The organism is Hymenobacter sp. HD11105 (genome assembly GCF_054051685.1).
In genome coordinates, this window is the sequence record NZ_JBSWBR010000008.1 from 55309 (window position 1) to 70431 (window position 15123).

Sequence of the window (15123 nt, forward strand, 5' to 3'; positions counted from 1 at the left end):
GCAAGGAGCTCTGGAGAAAAAGCGACTACGCGACTCCTTTTCAAAACTAGGGCAACCCCTAACCACATGCGCTAGACATTTCGCTGGTGCATTTAGAAGAAGGGATAGGCAAACAAAAGAAAACAGCTCTCGGCTAGGCTAGCCGGGCGGCGGCCCTTGGCTACAGGGCGTGGTCGGGTTTTACATCCTGACCCGACCAGATCTGACGGGCCGTCCAGTCCTGGGGCGGGCTGGCCCAGAACGCCGCCGTGGCGGGCAGCCCTAGGGGCAGAAAGGCCGTGGTGCAGAGGTAGAGGCTGCCGGTGGAAATGTACCGCTCGCCCAGGCTGGGCTGATGGCCACACAAGCCAATCTGCAGCCATCCTTTCGCGTCAAAAGTGCCTTTGGGCTCCAGGGTACGCCGGATAACAGCCGTCAGGGCGCTGCGCACCTGCCCGGGGGGCAAATCCGGGGGCAGCTGCTGGTGCAGCGCTACGTGAGCCAGGTGCTGAAAGGCGCCGCAGCGGTAAGCCAGCGAGCGGCCGAAGGCGGCAAAGGAGCCATCGGGCCCAATCAGGCGTTCCTGCACGACAGCGTAGCGCTGGGCGCGGGCCAGCAGCTGGGCCAGCAGCTCCTTGCTTTCTTTGCCGGCGGCCACCAGGGTTCTCACTACCTCCAGCAGCATGGGCTGAATGACGTAGCTGTTGTAGTAGTCCCAGTGAAAGTCGGGGCCATCGCCGTAGGTGCCATCACCCTTGTACCAGGTCTGATGCTCCTTGATGGCGTAATCCATGCGCATCAAATCCCCGCTGCCCGTAAACTTCAGCAGCGCGGCTTCGATGATGGCGCTGAACAGCAGCCAGTTGCTGTACACGGGCTTGATCACCCGCGTGCTTTGCAGGGCCTGCACCAAGTGCTGCTGGGTGGTGGGGGGCAATTTTCCCCATAGTTGAGTCGGGGCCCGCAACAGGCCGTGCGCTAGAAACGCCGCGTCGACCACCGGCTGCCCGCCCTGGGTGAAATTCAGAAAATCCTGGGACTGAGGGTTAGTGGCGTGCCCGATGGCCTGCCGGGCCAGCTCGGCGTAGCGCTGCTGACGGGCTTGCTCGGCCCGTGGCACCTGAGTCAACTCCAGCCAGGGCGCGAGCCCCGCCAGCGTGCGGCCTAGGGCTTCGAGGTGCGACACCTCGCGGCGCCCTTCCTGCTGTCCGGGCGCGGCTTCGATGGGCATCAGGGCCTTGAGTTGGCCTTGGGCCCCGGCCGCCAACACGGGCTCCGCTAGGCGCAGGAGCATGTCCAGCCAGTACTCCCGGTCGGTGGTTTTCGCGACGAAGGGCAGGGCCGCCCCCGCCGGCGCGGCGCTACTGCTCGCCCAAGCGGGGAGGGTACAGGCCGAGAGGCCCGTGAGGGTACTGGCAACAAAAGCACGTCGTTTCATGCAGTCAGGGAAAAGGTGAAGCAGCAATGGCCTTCAACTAAAGCTTAAGCTTAATGACTTCGGAGCCGGCCAGCAAAAAGGCCCCCGTGCCGTACACCTCCCAGCTGTCGGCCGAAAAGTCGCGGCGCGGATCGGCCCCGATGGGCTGCACCCAGCCCACCCGGCCTTCGGGCGAGACGCACTTGTTGAGCGCTACCAACGCTTTCTGCACGGCTGGCAGGTACTGCGGTCCAGTGAGAAGGCCTTGGTTGAGACCCCAGGCCAGGGCGTAGCAGTCAAAGCCGGAGCCGGACGCCTCCCCGCCGGGATAAGCCTGCGGGTCGAGCAGGCTGGAGCGCCACAGCCCATCGGGCTGCTGGAGCTGCACCAGGCGGGCGCTCATTTCCTGGAATAAGTTTAGGTAGAAGCCCCGGCTTGGGTGGTTCGGGGGCAACTCCTGCAAGAGCTGCACCAGGCCCCCCATCACCCAGCCATTACCCCTAGACCAGAAAATGCGCTGGCCGTTGCTTTCCTTTTTGCCTTCCCCGGCTTCGTTCCACAGGTAGTTAGCGTCGCGGGCAAACAGATGCTCCTGGCGGTTGAACAGGCGGCGGTAGGTTTGCTGGTAGAGCGTATCGTTCACCGCTAGGTACTGGGGCTGATTTTCGATCACGCCCAGCTTGACTAGCACGGGCGGACCCATAAACAGGGCGTCGCACCACCACCAGGCAATGCCGTGGATCTGCACCTCGGGACCCGGCACCGTCCGAAATTTCTCGACCACGGCTATGGTCGGCTGAATCATGCGCCGGTCGTTTTTCAGGCGGTACAGGTTCAGGTAAGTTTGGCAGATAACGATGTCGTCGGCATGGTCGTAGCGCGGGCCGGGCTGCCACTGGGTGCGCTCCCCCATAGCCAGCAGGGAATCCAGCAGCAGTCGGGACTTGGTCGTCTGGTAGGCGGCAAACACGCCCGAGTAGAAGGCCCCGTTGGTCCAGTCCGTGAGCGCATGCTTGGGGTGGGCCAGCTGCCACTTCGCCGCCTTGAGCAACTGCTGCTTGATAAACTTAGGCTTGAAGTAAGCCCTGTCAGGGCCGGAAACCGACTGGGCCTGGCTCGCGGGAACCAGGAGCAGGACTAGCAGGACGCAACAAGCGAGCGGAAAAGCAAGACGCAGGGGATACTTCATAGAGCAGGGGGTGGTGGAGAGGGCATAAATTGCCCCCCGCACGACCCAATGAGGCGAAAACAAACCTAGCAAAATAGTCGCGCAGTGCTGGGGGGCATTTTCAGTCAATACCGGGGTAGGACTCGTCGCCGCCAGCCGCACCCTGATTGGTTCATGAAAACCTCGGGCAGCGCAACAGCTTGATGCGCAGTTAGCTACCAGCAGCCAGGCTCAGCCGCGCTTGCCTCGCCCTATTACCATCTTGTTGGCGCTAGCCCTTGGTGGAGACCGCCGCGGCTTCCCGGCTTTGCCGGTGTTGTTTGGCATATTCAGAAGGGGAGAGCACGTAGATTTTCTGGAAGGCCTTGCGGAAGTATTTCGCATCCTCAATGCCTACCTGAAAGGCGACCTCTGACACCCGCATCGAGGTTTGGGCCAGCAACTGGGCCGCGCGCTTCATGCGTACATCCCGGATAAACTCCACCGCCGTCTGACCGGTAATGCTCTTGATGCGGCGATAGAACACGGACTGGCTCATGCCCACTTCCCGCACCAGCACCTGCACGCTGAACTCGGCATCCTCCAGGTGCTGTTCCACCACGCTCATGGCCTTTTCCAGAAACTGTCGGTCGGCGTCGGCCACTACTATTTCGGTGGGCTCCAGCAGGATCTGCCGCTGGTAGTACTCGTGCAGCTTGCGGCGGTTGCGCAGCATGGTAGTGACCTTGGCTTGCAGCAGGGTCGGGTTGAAGGGCTTGCTCACGTAGTCGTCGGCGCCCGTGCCGAGGCCCTCAAGCGCGTGGGTTTCCGCGGTGCGGGCCGTGAGCAGCAGCACGGGGATGTGGGCCGTTTTGGGGTGCTGCTTTATTTTCTGACACAGCTCCAGGCCATCGCTGCGCGGCATCATCACGTCGCTGATAATGAAGTCGGGCAGGTAACTCAAGGTTTTTTCCCAGCCCTCGACGCCATCTTCCGCGGTGAGCACCTCGTATTCCGCTTCAAAGAGCTGGTGCAGGTACTGGCGCACCTCCTCATTGTCTTCCACCACCAGCAGGCGCGGCGGCCCGGCCGCCACCTCGGCGCCCGGCAGACGGGGGGGGCTGTTTTCCAGCAGCAAGGACATACTGGGTTCCTCCTCCGGGGCTAGTGCCTCTTCCTGGATATCATCAAGCCGCAGGTGCTGGCGGCCGAAGGGCAGGCGCAGCTCAAAGGTGGTGCCCGCCCCCTCCCGGCTGGCTACCAGCAGGCGGCCCCCGTGGCGCTCGGCAAACTGCTTGGCCAAGGACAAACCAATGCCCGTGCCCGTCATGCGCCGGGTGCCGGTATGGCTGGCCTGGTAGTAGGGGTCGAAGATGAGGTCCAGCTCCGTGGCCTTGATGCCCACGCCCGTATCCGTCACGCTTATCTTCAGGTAGTTGCCCGTGAGCTGGCCCTGACTGAACACCGCTTCGCCCCCCGGATTGCCCACGATAGTGGCCGACAGCTCCACCCGGCCCTGGTCGGGGGTGTAGGTAAAGGCGTTGGCTAGCAGGTTGGTGAGGATGATTTCCAGCTTGCTGCGGTCAAAGTACAGCAGGATGGGGTCGGCTGGCACATCCAGCACATAGTCCACCTTCCGCTCCTGCGCTTTGAGCTGAAAGATCGAGAACAGGTCGGCTAGAAAGCGGACCGCGTCGCCGTAGCTGGCGCGCAGGGGCACGTTGCCGGTTTCCACCTTGCGAAAATCGAGGAGCTGGTTCACTAGATCGAGCAGCTTGCGGGCCTGCTTCTGCATGAGCTGCACCTTGGGCCGCAGGTCCGCCACGGGGCCGGGGCTGCTGATAATTTCCTCCATGGGCCCCAAAATGAGCGTGAGCGGGGTGCGCAGCTCGTGGGAGACGTTGGTGAAAAACCCCAGCTTCAAGTCGGTCAGCTCCTTCTCCTTTTCCGCCTGGAAATGCTCCAGGCGCAGCTTGTTCTGGAGTTGCTGCTGGCTCATCTCAAAGCGACGATACAGGGCTACCAGGCCCAGGGCCACGAGCCCGTACAGGGCGTAGGCCCACCCCGTGCGCCACCAGGGGGCCAGCACCTCAAAACGCATGGTCGCGTAGTGCTTGCTCCACACGCCCTCCCCGTTGTTGGCTTTGATGTGCAAGGTATAGTTGCCCGCCGGCAGGTTGGCAAAGCTGGCCGTGCGCTGCCCCGGGGCGGGGTGCACCCAGTCCTGGTTGTAGCCCACCAGCTGGTAGGCGTAGCGGTTTTTCTGGGGGTTGGCGTAGTTGAGGGCGACGAATTCCACCGCAAAGTCATTCTCGGCAGCGCGAATGGTAAGCGTCTGGGGAACGGACAGCGCCTGCCGGAGCAGGACGCGGCCGTTGAGCGTATCGCCCACGGCTACGGGCTTGTTGCTGACCCGCAGCCCCGTAATCTGCACCACGGGAGGGGAGGGGTTGGCTTGAATTTCCGAGGGCTGGAAGTAATTGATGCCATTGATGCCCCCAAAATACAGGGTGCCATCCTGGGCCCGGGTCGCGGAGCCAATCTTAAAGGCGTTGCTTTGCAGCCCGTCGGCCACGTCGTAGCGCAGGTACTGGCCCGTACTCGGGGTGAAGCGGTAAAGACCGGTGCCGCCCAGCCAGAGGTTGCCCGCATCATCGGCCAGGATGCTTTCCACGTCGCTTTCCGGCAGCTGCTGATCGTAATAGTGCATGGTCTCGCGCCCCTGCGCGTCCGTGCGCAGCTCGTGCAGCCCCCCCCCGATGGTGCCAATCCATAGCGCCCCCCGCTCGTCCAGCAGCAGGGGCCACACGTAGTTGACGCGCAGGCTATTGGGACGCTTAGGGCCGTACTGGTACTGGGCCAGCACTTGCAGGGAGTCGCCCCGCACGCGGAGCTTGAGTAGGCCGGCGTCGCGCGTGCTGGCCCACAGCACATCGCGCTGGGGGTCGAAGAGCAGAAAAGTAAACTGATCCGAGGGCAGGGCGCTGTTATCGGTGCGGTAGGCGCCCAGGTGCTGGCCGGTGGCGCTGAAGCGGTGCAAGCCGGACGTAAACGTGGCCACCCAGATCGTGCCGTCCCGATCTTGAACAATGCGTTCAATGCTTTCTGCGCGTAAGTCTGTGCCGTCCGCCAGCTTGGTGTAGGTGGTGAGCTGCTCGCGGCCGCCTGACTGCGAAAGCGTAACTAAGCCATTTTCGCGCGTGCCGAACCACAGCGTGCCGTTCCGGGCTTGAAAGACAGCGGAAACGTCCACGCCGCGCGGGCTGCTCGCCAGCTGATTGAGGTAGTGGCGGTAGGTGTGCTGGCCTAAGTCGTAGCTCGTCACGCCGTTGCGAGAGCCGAACCACAGGGTGTTGCGGGCCTCATCCTTGTAAATGGCGTTGATGTAGTTGTTCGACAACGCCCGCCGGCCGGTCAGCTGCTGGCGGATCAGGCCGAAGGGCTTCTGGCGCAGGTCGACCTTGTTTAGCCCCCCGGCCGAGGCGCAGAGCCAGATAATCTGGTTGCGGTCCTCAAAGATCTGGTGAATGCGCTCCGAGTTGATGCTGAACGACTCATCATCCTGGGGCAGAAACAAGGTGGGCGCGGTAGGACGCAGGGGCGGCGTGCCGGCGGTGACCACGCCCGTCTGCCACACATACAACCCGTAGGTGGTGCCCACCCAGAGCTGCCCCCCGGAGTCGAGAAAAATTGACTGCAGAATAGGAAACTGCTGGGGGAGGGGATGGGCCGTCAGCTCCCGCATGGTGCGGCGGTTGGCCGCCGCCACCCACAGCACCTGGTGATCGGTGCCCAGCCACAGATCGCCGCGCCGGTCTAGGTGCAGGGCCCGGATGGGCGTCGTGGCCAGCGGGGTCGACTGCACGGGTAGCGTGGCCTCCGTGGCGCGGATGACCCGCAGCCCGGCATCCAGGGTGCCCACCCAGACCTTGCCCTCGGCATCCACGGCCAGCCCCGTCACGCGCGCCAGGGACGCCCGCCCGTTGACCCGGGGCGGCAGCTGCAGCAGCTGCCGCACGCCGCCCCGCCCGTCGAAGGTGAGCAGGAAGACGCCATCGCGGGTGGTGCCCACCCACAGCCGACCCGCGCTATCCGAGGCTAGGGCCGTCACGTCCGACTGGGCCAGCTGCTGGGCTAGGGCCTGGTAGGCGGCAGGCACGTGGCGCTCGTCGAAGCTGAAAAAGGTGTCGTGGGCCGCGTCGTACAAACTCAGCCCCGCCCGTTCTGTGCCCACCCAGAGGCGCCCGTCGGCGCCCACATACACTACCTTGATTCGGTTGCCGGAGATGCCATTGCGGGGGTTAACGGGCAGGGAGTACTGCTTTAAGCTATAGCCGTCGTAGCGGTCCAGGCCGCGGTTGGTGCCCACCCAGATAAACCCCGCCCGGTCCTGGGCGACGGCCATGCCATCACTGTGGGCCAAGCCTTGGTCCACGGTGAGGTGCTCAAACCGAAAGTCCCGGGGAGCAATATTCTGGGCGTGGCTATGCTCTACTCCCAGCAGCCAGAGCAGCAGCGGTAGGATCCGCTTGAAGAATAGAGGAGAAGAAGGCACGGACACAGAAGATTACAGCCTGGTTAGGAAAGCGGAAGATAGGGCGCGCGGGCAGAACCACGACAGTGTTTACTAGGAAGCCGAATTTAACAATTGCTTGGCATCCCAAGCGCCCGCCGCGCCATCGTAACTATTTTGCCCCCCCTTTTCAACCAAAACGTCCCCGCCGGGCGGGGCGGGCCATCCGTACTTTTAGCTTCCTCCTCCGGCCCCGCGCGTCTACCATTACCTGGTTAACTTAGGGGAATCTTGGTTTTTCAATCAATAACGATACGTCACTATGCATAAGCACCTTCTGCGAGCTTTGCTACTGGGGGCACTAAGCCTAGCCGCGGCCCCCACCCGGGCGCAAGCGCCCCAGCACACGTTCGCGCTGGGCGACGAGAGCTTTTTGCTCGATGGCAAGCCTTTCCAGATGATTTCGGGCGAGCTGCACTACCCCCGCATTCCGCGGGAGGCCTGGCGCCACCGCATCCGCATGGCCAAGGCCATGGGCCTGAATACCATTGGCACCTACGTGTTCTGGAACGTGCACGAGCCCCAGCCCGGGAAATACGATTTTGCGGGCAACCACGACATTGCCGCCTTCGTCAAGATTGCCCAAGAGGAAGGCATGTGGGTGGTGCTACGGCCCAGTCCCTACGTGTGCGCGGAGTGGGAATTTGGGGGTTACCCGTACTGGCTACAGAAGGACAAAGACCTCGTGGTCCGCAGCAAAGATCCTAAGTACCTAGCTGCCTACGGCCGCTACCTCAAGGAAGTAGCTCAACAAATAGCTCCCCTGCAAGTCAACCACGGCGGGCCCGTGCTTATGGTGCAGGTGGAGAATGAGTACGGCTTCTACGCCAGCGACAAAGACTACCTGGCCCTGAACCGTAAGATGTTTGAGCAGGCCGGCTTCGACGGTCTGCTGTACACCTGCGACCCGGCCGAGAAAGTAAAGGAAGGCTACCTGCCGGGTTTGCTGCCCGCCGTGAACGGGCTGGACAAGCCCCAGCAGGTCAAGCAGCTCGTGCGCACCTACCACGGCGGCAAGGGACCCTTCTTTATTGCTGAGTGGTACCCGGCCTGGTTTGACTGGTGGGGCACGCCTCACCACACGGTGCCGGCCGAAAAATACGCTCCCCGCCTTGACTCGGTCCTGGCCGCAGGCATCTCCATCAACATGTACATGTTCCACGGGGGCACCACCCGCGGCTTTATGAACGGGGCCAATTACAAGGGCGCAGGCACCCGCTTCGAGCCCCAGATCAGCAGCTACGACTACGACGCGCCCCTGGACGAGGCCGGCAACGCCACACCTAAGTTCCGGTCTTTCCGCAGCGTCATCGAGAAGCACCTGCCGAAAGGCACCACGCTGCCCCCCGTGCCCGCGGCCAAGCCCGCAATGGGGATTCCGACCATCAGCCTAACCAAGGTAACCAGCCTGACGGCGCTGCTGCCTAAGGCCGTAACCAGCCCCAAGCCCCAGACCTTTGAGGACCTGAATCAGGACTACGGGTTCGTGCTCTACCGCACCCAAGTAGCCGGGGGCCGCACGGGCATGCTGAAAGTCAAGGACTTGCGCGACTACGGCGTGGTGCTCGTGAACGGGCAGCGCGTGGCTACCCTGGACCGCCGCCTGGAGCAGGACCAAGTAGAGCTGACTTTGCCCCCCGGCCGCGTGACCCTGGAAATATTGGTCGAGAACCTGGGCCGCTTGAACTTCGGTCCCTTCCTGAATCAGAACCGCAAGGGCATCACCGAGCATGTCACCTTCGCGGGCACCGAACTCACGGGCTGGCAGCACTTTAGCCTACCCTTCGACGATATCAATAAGGTTACCCCAGCCCCCACGGCCAAGGCCGGCACCGCCAGCAACGGACCCGTGCTGCGACGCGGCTCCTTCACCCTGGCCGCCACCGCCGACACCTATCTCGACATGAGTCAGTGGGGCAAAGGGTGCGTGTGGATCAACGGCCACCACCTGGGCCGCTACTGGCAAATTGGCCCCCAGCAAACCTTGTACGTGCCCGCCGAGTGGCTGAAGAAAGGCGCCAACGAAGTGGTGGTGCTGGAGCTCTTGAAGCCCCAGCAGGATAAGCTCACGGGCGTCGACAAGCCTATTCTCGACGTGGTCGTGACCCAGGGCGAGGCTCAGAAAACCAACTAACCGCGGTATGCCCACTTCCCACCCTCAGCTTACCTCGTTCACCCCGCCGGCCCCGCGCCGCGCCACCCCGCTGCGGCTGGGGCTGCTGGCCGCCGCTTGCCTGGCGGCCGGCCTAGCCTACGGCCAACCTTCCCCGGCGGCTTTGCCCTTCAAGACCACTGTCGCGCCGGCGGCTAGCAAGCTGCCGCCGTTTGCGGTGCAGCAGCCCGACCGGCAGCTAAGCCCCCTGACGGGCATGACGCGCCGCCACTGGCAGGACGCGGCCAAGTACCTACTCACTGGGGCATTTACTTACGTGCACGGCCTGGACGACCCCCTGCAGTTTCCCCAGCAGCCGGGCAAAAGCTACCCGCGCAGCGCCGCTCAGGTGCCCACCGAAAAGCTGGAAGGGCTCTGCCGCACCCTTTTTATGGCCGCCCCCCTGCTCAAGGAAAACCCCACCCTGACCCTGAACAATATCCAGGTGGCCGAGTATTACCGCCACCAGCTGGGCCGCTTGGTGGACCCCGCCAGCGACACCTACATCAAGCCCCGGGCCGAGAACGGCGGGCCGAGCCAGAACCTGGTGGAGTTCGGCGGGCTGGCCGTAGCCCTGTTTGCCGCCCCCGAAATTCTGTGGAACCCCCTGCCCGAGCCCACGAAAAAGGCCCTGGCCGCGACCATGCTTAGCTACGGCGACGGGCCCACGGTCCCCCAGAACTGGCGTTACTTCAACATCTTCATCCTGAGCTTTTTCAAAAGCCAGGGCTACGCAATCAACGAGAAGCTGCTGGAAGAATACCTGCAAAAGCAACTGACCCACTATAAAGGTGCAGGCTGGTACGACGACGATCCGTCCTTCGACTACTACAGCATGTGGGCTTTCCAAATGTATGGTAAGCTGTGGTCGGCCTACTACGGGCAGCAGCACTACCCGGCGGTGGCCGCCCAGCTGGCGGCTAATTTTGCCCCCCTGAAGGACACCTACCCCTATATGTTTGGGCGGGATGGGCACATGATTATGTGGGGCCGCAGCATCAGCTACCGCTTCGGGGCGGTGGTGCCGTTTCCGCTCATGGGGCTGAACCCGGACCCAAACACCAACTTCGGCTGGATGCGGCGCATCGCTTCGGGCGCGCTCTTGCAATTTTTGGAGAACCCGGATTTTTTGCAGGATAACGTTCCCACCCTGGGATTCTATGGCGCCTTCGAGCCCGCCGTGCAGCCCTACAGCTGCCGGGGCAGCGTGTTCTGGCTGGGCAAGGCCTTCCTCGGCCTGCTAGTGCCAGGGGATAGTCCCTTCTGGACGGCCACCGAGAATGAGGGACCCTGGAGCCAGGAGGGGACGAAAGGCCCGCTGGTCAGCAAGTTCGAGGCCGGCCCCAACATCCTGGTGACGAACTACCCTAGCAGCGGCGCGGCCGAAATCCGGACGGCCCCGCACCAAGCCAGCACGGACCCTTATCGGGGCGACGAGAACTATAACCGCTTGAGCTACAACAGCGCCTTTCCCTGGCAGGCCGACGGCTCCAATGGCGAGGTGGCCATGAACTACGTCTTCAAAAACAAGGAGAATAAGTGGGAGCCCCTGCGCCTCTACACTTTTACAAAGTTTGAGGACGGGGTGTACTACCGCACGGCCGAGCTTGAAACCAACAAAAACATCCAGCTTCGGCTAGCTGACCTGCCCCTGCCCAACGGCATTCTGCGGGTAGACCAGAATATGAGCACCGAACCCATAGCGGCGCGCCTAGGCCACTACGCCCTGCCCAACCTGACAGGCACCATCAAGCGCACCACGCGCAAGGTAAAAGGCCACAGAGTGCAGCTCATCGACAACGGCACCTACCAGCTGGCCCTAGTGGCGCTCAGCGGCTGGGATAAGCTGGAAACGCTTGACACTCAGAATTTGAATCCGGTGAAGCCAGCCAGTGCCGTCCTCAACGTGGCGGCCACCATGCAACCAACTCCCGCGAAGCCCCCCGTGTATGCCACGCTCATGCTCTGGAAAAAATCCGGGGAGCCCTGGAAAAACGAGGAGCTGCTGCCCGTGCAGAAAATAACCTACGCCGGGCCTAGCAATAGCCCGGTAATTCGTTTTGCGGATGGCCGCACCAAGAACCTTCATTTCAACTAACTAATTGCCCCCCGCGGGGTCGCAAATAACAACGCGGCGGGCGGCATCTACGAGAGTATGGTACGGGTCGCGCTTCTTCCGGGTGGGAGGAAAGAAGTCGCAATCAAGCCCGTACTTGCTTTGCTACTAAAGTAGCGCTCGGGCAGGCGTGGGAACTTGCCCCGAGCCCCGTAGGTGCCGCCCGTCCGCGTTTTTAAGAACATGATGAGACCAATTCGTTTTTTGTTGCTGCTGCTGAGTGTAGGGATTGGAGCGCCCAGCCTGGCCCAACACCTGCCCGCCGATACACTCCGCGCTCCCGCTGCCGTCCTGTCCGGCCTCTACGCCGACCCCCATATCGCCGCCTTCAGCAACACCTACTACCTGTACCCGACCACCGACGGAATTCCAAGCTGGGGGGCTTCTTCCTTCACCTGCTGGTCGTCGAAGGACCTGGTAACGTGGAAAAACGAAGGCGTAATTCTGGACCTGCCCCGCGACCTTACCTGGGCCACGAAGAATGCCTGGGCCCCCGCCATTGCCGAAAAGAACGGCAAGTTTTACTACTACTATTCCGCCGCCCAGAGCATCGGGGTGGCCGTGGCCGATAAGCCCACGGGCCCCTTCAAAGACCCCCTGGGCAGGCCCCTGGTGGCCAAAGGTCAGTTCAGGGGCCAGATGATTGACCCCATGGTGCTGGTAGATGACGACGGCTCGGCCTACCTGTACTTTGGGCAAGGTCAGTGCCACGTCGTCAAGCTCAACCCTGATATGGTTTCCTTCGATGCGGCCGCCGTGGTCGAGTTTAAGCCGCCGGGCTACAATGAGGGGGCCTTTGCCTTCAAGCGCCAGGGCAAATACTACCTGATGTGGAGCGAGTACGACACCCGCGACCCGCGCTACTCCGTGGCCTACGCTACGGCCAGTTCGCCCCTGGGGCCGTTCACCAAGGCCGCGGAGAACCCGGTGCTGAAGGGCAAAGGCGTGGTGAAAGGCGCGGGCCACCACTCCGTGCTCCGGGTGCCGGGCACCGACCAGTGGGTGATGGCCTACCACCGCTTCCACATTCCCGACGGCAATGGCTTCAACCGCGAAACCTGCCTGTCGCCTATGCGCTTCGATGCTCAGGGCCGTATCCTGCCGGTCGACGTATTTGAGCCGGTAAAGCCCACCAAAATCAAGAAAGCTGCTAGCCGGTAGATTACTGCTCGGGGCGCGGCCCCGGAGTGGAGAGGAAACATAGCCGGCACTCCCCGGTGCCAACTTAGTTCATGCCTATGAAAGCGAAGTTGTTATCCTGGTTGATTTGCCTGCTACTGCCACTAGCTAGCCCGGCGCAGAACGGGAAGTTGCCGGCCATCCGCCAAAACATGCCGCTGGATTCCATTCGGCTGAGCGACCCCTTCATCATGGCCGACGCGAAAACCAAGCAGTACTACCTGACCGGCACGGGCGGTCTGCTCTGGAAAAGCCCCGACCTGAAGCGCTGGTCGGGGCCGTACCGGGTAGCGCAGCCCGACCCTACCTCTTGGATGGGCCCGAAGCCGATGATCTGGGCCGCGGAGATTCATCCCTACCGCGGCAAGTACTACTACTTCGCCACCTTCACCAACCAAGCCGTCAAGATTGATACCGTGCAGGGCAACGTCATTGAGCGGCGGGCCTGCCACGTGCTGGTCAGCAGCCAGCCCGACGGCCCCTATGAGCCCATCCCCAACGGCGACGCCACCTATTTGCCCGCCACCAAGCCCACCCTTGACGGCACGCTGTGGGTAGACCAAGACGGCAAGCCCTACCTGGTGTACTGCTACGAGTGGCTGCAAAGCCTGATCGGCACCATGGAAAAAATAGAGCTGAGGCCCGACCTGAGCGGCACAGTGGGCGAAAACAAGCTGCTGTTTCGGGCCAGTGAGTCGCCCTGGAGCCGGGAAAAGGACCCAAACGGTCAGGACCGCCCCAGCAAAGTCACCGATGGCCCCTACCTGTTCCGCACTCAAACCGGCCGCCTGGGCATGATCTGGACCAGCTGGGTTCACGACGTGTACACGCAGGGCGTGGCCTACTCCACCAGCGGCACCCTCGATGGCCCCTGGGTGCAGGAGAAAGACCCCATCACCCCGCCCAACTACGGCCACGGCATGCTGTTTCGTGCCCTGAACGGCCAGCTGCTGATGGCCGCCCACAGCCACCAGAACGTCAACGGCCGCTACCACCGCGTGCCCCACCTGTTCGAGGTGGATGTATCGGGCAACAAGCTGGTGGTGGGCAAGCCTTACCGACCCTAGCTTTTACGGTCAGTAACCATTCAGAACGATTGCAGGGACGCCTATGTGCGTCTCCCCGTTGAGCGGCCGGACGTTGAACAACCTGGATAAACAGCATCAGCCACGCGAGCAGACCCAACTAGGTGTCTCTACCTGAGGCAAAGAAGCGGAACTAATGCTTGTCTTATGCCTTCCTTCGGTTCGACCAGCCCAGTATCAACTCTTATTATTCTCCATGAAAAGCATCCGACCCCTCCTGCATGCCGCCCTAGCCATTGTCTTCCTGACCGCGGGCTGCGCTACCTCGAAAAAAGCTCCCCAGGCGGCCCTGCCCAAGAAAGGGGAGGTACTGGCAACTATTACCAAGGTGAATGACCACTGGCAAGCCACCAACCCGCCCCAGCAGCGCTCCTTCTGGGACGTGGCCGCCTACCACACCGGCAACATGGCGGCGTATGCCGTGACCAAAAACGAAAAGTATCGCCAGTATTCGGAGGCCTGGGCTGAGCACAATCAGTGGAAGGGTGCCAAATCGGACGACCGGGCCGCCTGGAAATACAAGTACGGCGAGCAGGACGACTACGTGCTGTTTGGCGACTGGCAGATTTGCTTTCAGACCTACGTCGACCTGTATAATCTCAAGCCCGAGCCCCGGCGCATTGCCCGCGCCCGGGAGGTGATGGAGTACCAGATGAGCACCCCCCAAAACGACTATTGGTGGTGGGCCGACGGCCTTTACATGGTGATGCCGGTGATGACCAAGCTCTATAAGGTGACCAACAACCCGCAGTACCTGAGTAAGCTGCACGAGTACTTCAGCTACGCCAACAGCATCATGCACGACGCCGAAACCGGCCTTTACTACCGCGACGCCAAGTACGTGTACCCCCAGCATAAGTCGGCCAACGGCAAAAAGGACTTCTGGGCCCGCGGCGACGGCTGGGTGCTGGCCGGCCTGGCCAAAGTGCTGCAAGACCTGCCCCCCACCGACCCGCACCGGGCCGACTACCTGAGCAAGTACCAGGGCCTGGCCGCGGCCATCAAGCAGGCCCAGCAGCCCGAAGGCTACTGGACGCGCAGCTTGCTCGACCCTGAGCACGCGCCCGGCCCTGAAACCAGCGGCACTGCCTTCTACACCTACGGCCTGCTCTGGGGCATCAACAACGGCGTGCTTGACAAAAAGGAATATCTGCCTACCGTGCAAAAAGCTTGGACCTACCTTACCACCACGGCCCTGCAACCCGATGGCACCATCGGCTACGTGCAACCCATCGGCGAAAAAGCCATTCCCGGCCAGATTGTAAATCAAAACTCGACCACCAACTTCGGGGTGGGGGCCTTTTTGCTGGCCGCCAGCGAGATGCACCGCTACCTGGACAAGAACTAGCCCATTACTGGCTCGCCTGCACAGGAATTTACGGGGGGCTTTTTTCATAGCCTTGCTGAAAATGCCCCCCACGATGTCAGAATACTGCCCCCGCGGAATCAGCGGCGGCGGCTTAGGTTTGTAATCG

General features: G+C 62.3%; 8 protein-coding genes. 5 read left to right on the forward strand and 3 right to left on the reverse strand.

What is annotated here, in order from left to right; all coding sequences use genetic code 11:
- Positions 1–160 precede the first annotated feature (160 nt).
- From ACW9KT_RS18890 to ACW9KT_RS18900, 3 genes are all read right to left on the reverse strand, one after another.
- Positions 161–1417, reverse strand: coding sequence for a DUF2264 domain-containing protein (locus ACW9KT_RS18890; RefSeq protein ID WP_457083281.1), 1257 nt, complete (start codon positions 1415–1417; stop codon positions 161–163).
- 37 nt (positions 1418–1454) lie between these two features.
- Complete coding sequence (locus tag ACW9KT_RS18895) at positions 1455–2585, reverse strand: glycoside hydrolase family 88/105 protein (RefSeq protein ID WP_457083283.1); 1131 nt, start codon at positions 2583–2585, stop codon at positions 1455–1457.
- Between the two features lie 250 nt (positions 2586–2835).
- Complete coding sequence (locus ACW9KT_RS18900) at positions 2836–7098, reverse strand: hybrid sensor histidine kinase/response regulator transcription factor (RefSeq protein ID WP_457083285.1); 4263 nt, start codon at positions 7096–7098, stop codon at positions 2836–2838.
- A 280-nt stretch (positions 7099–7378) separates the two neighbouring features.
- On the opposite strand from ACW9KT_RS18900, the gene ACW9KT_RS18905 reads away from it, so the two are divergent.
- From ACW9KT_RS18905 to ACW9KT_RS18925, 5 genes are all read left to right on the forward strand, one after another.
- Positions 7379–9250 (forward strand): glycoside hydrolase family 35 protein, encoded by a 1872-nt coding sequence (locus ACW9KT_RS18905; RefSeq protein ID WP_457083287.1) that lies wholly within the window; start codon positions 7379–7381, stop codon positions 9248–9250.
- Between the two features lie 7 nt (positions 9251–9257).
- Positions 9258–11366, forward strand: coding sequence for a DUF2264 domain-containing protein (locus ACW9KT_RS18910; protein ID WP_457083289.1), 2109 nt, complete (start codon positions 9258–9260; stop codon positions 11364–11366).
- 201 nt (positions 11367–11567) lie between these two features.
- Positions 11568–12545 carry a family 43 glycosylhydrolase gene (locus ACW9KT_RS18915; RefSeq protein WP_457083291.1) on the forward strand — a complete coding sequence of 326 codons (978 nt, stop codon included), beginning with the start codon at positions 11568–11570 and terminating at the stop codon, positions 12543–12545.
- A 77-nt stretch (positions 12546–12622) separates the two neighbouring features.
- Positions 12623–13630: a glycoside hydrolase family 43 protein gene (locus tag ACW9KT_RS18920; RefSeq protein ID WP_457083293.1), complete on the forward strand. Its 1008-nt coding sequence runs from the start codon at positions 12623–12625 to the stop codon at positions 13628–13630.
- 214 nt (positions 13631–13844) lie between these two features.
- Positions 13845–14996 carry a glycoside hydrolase family 88/105 protein gene (locus tag ACW9KT_RS18925; RefSeq protein ID WP_457083295.1) on the forward strand — a complete coding sequence of 384 codons (1152 nt, stop codon included), beginning with the start codon at positions 13845–13847 and terminating at the stop codon, positions 14994–14996.
- Positions 14997–15123: the final 127 nt, after the last annotated feature.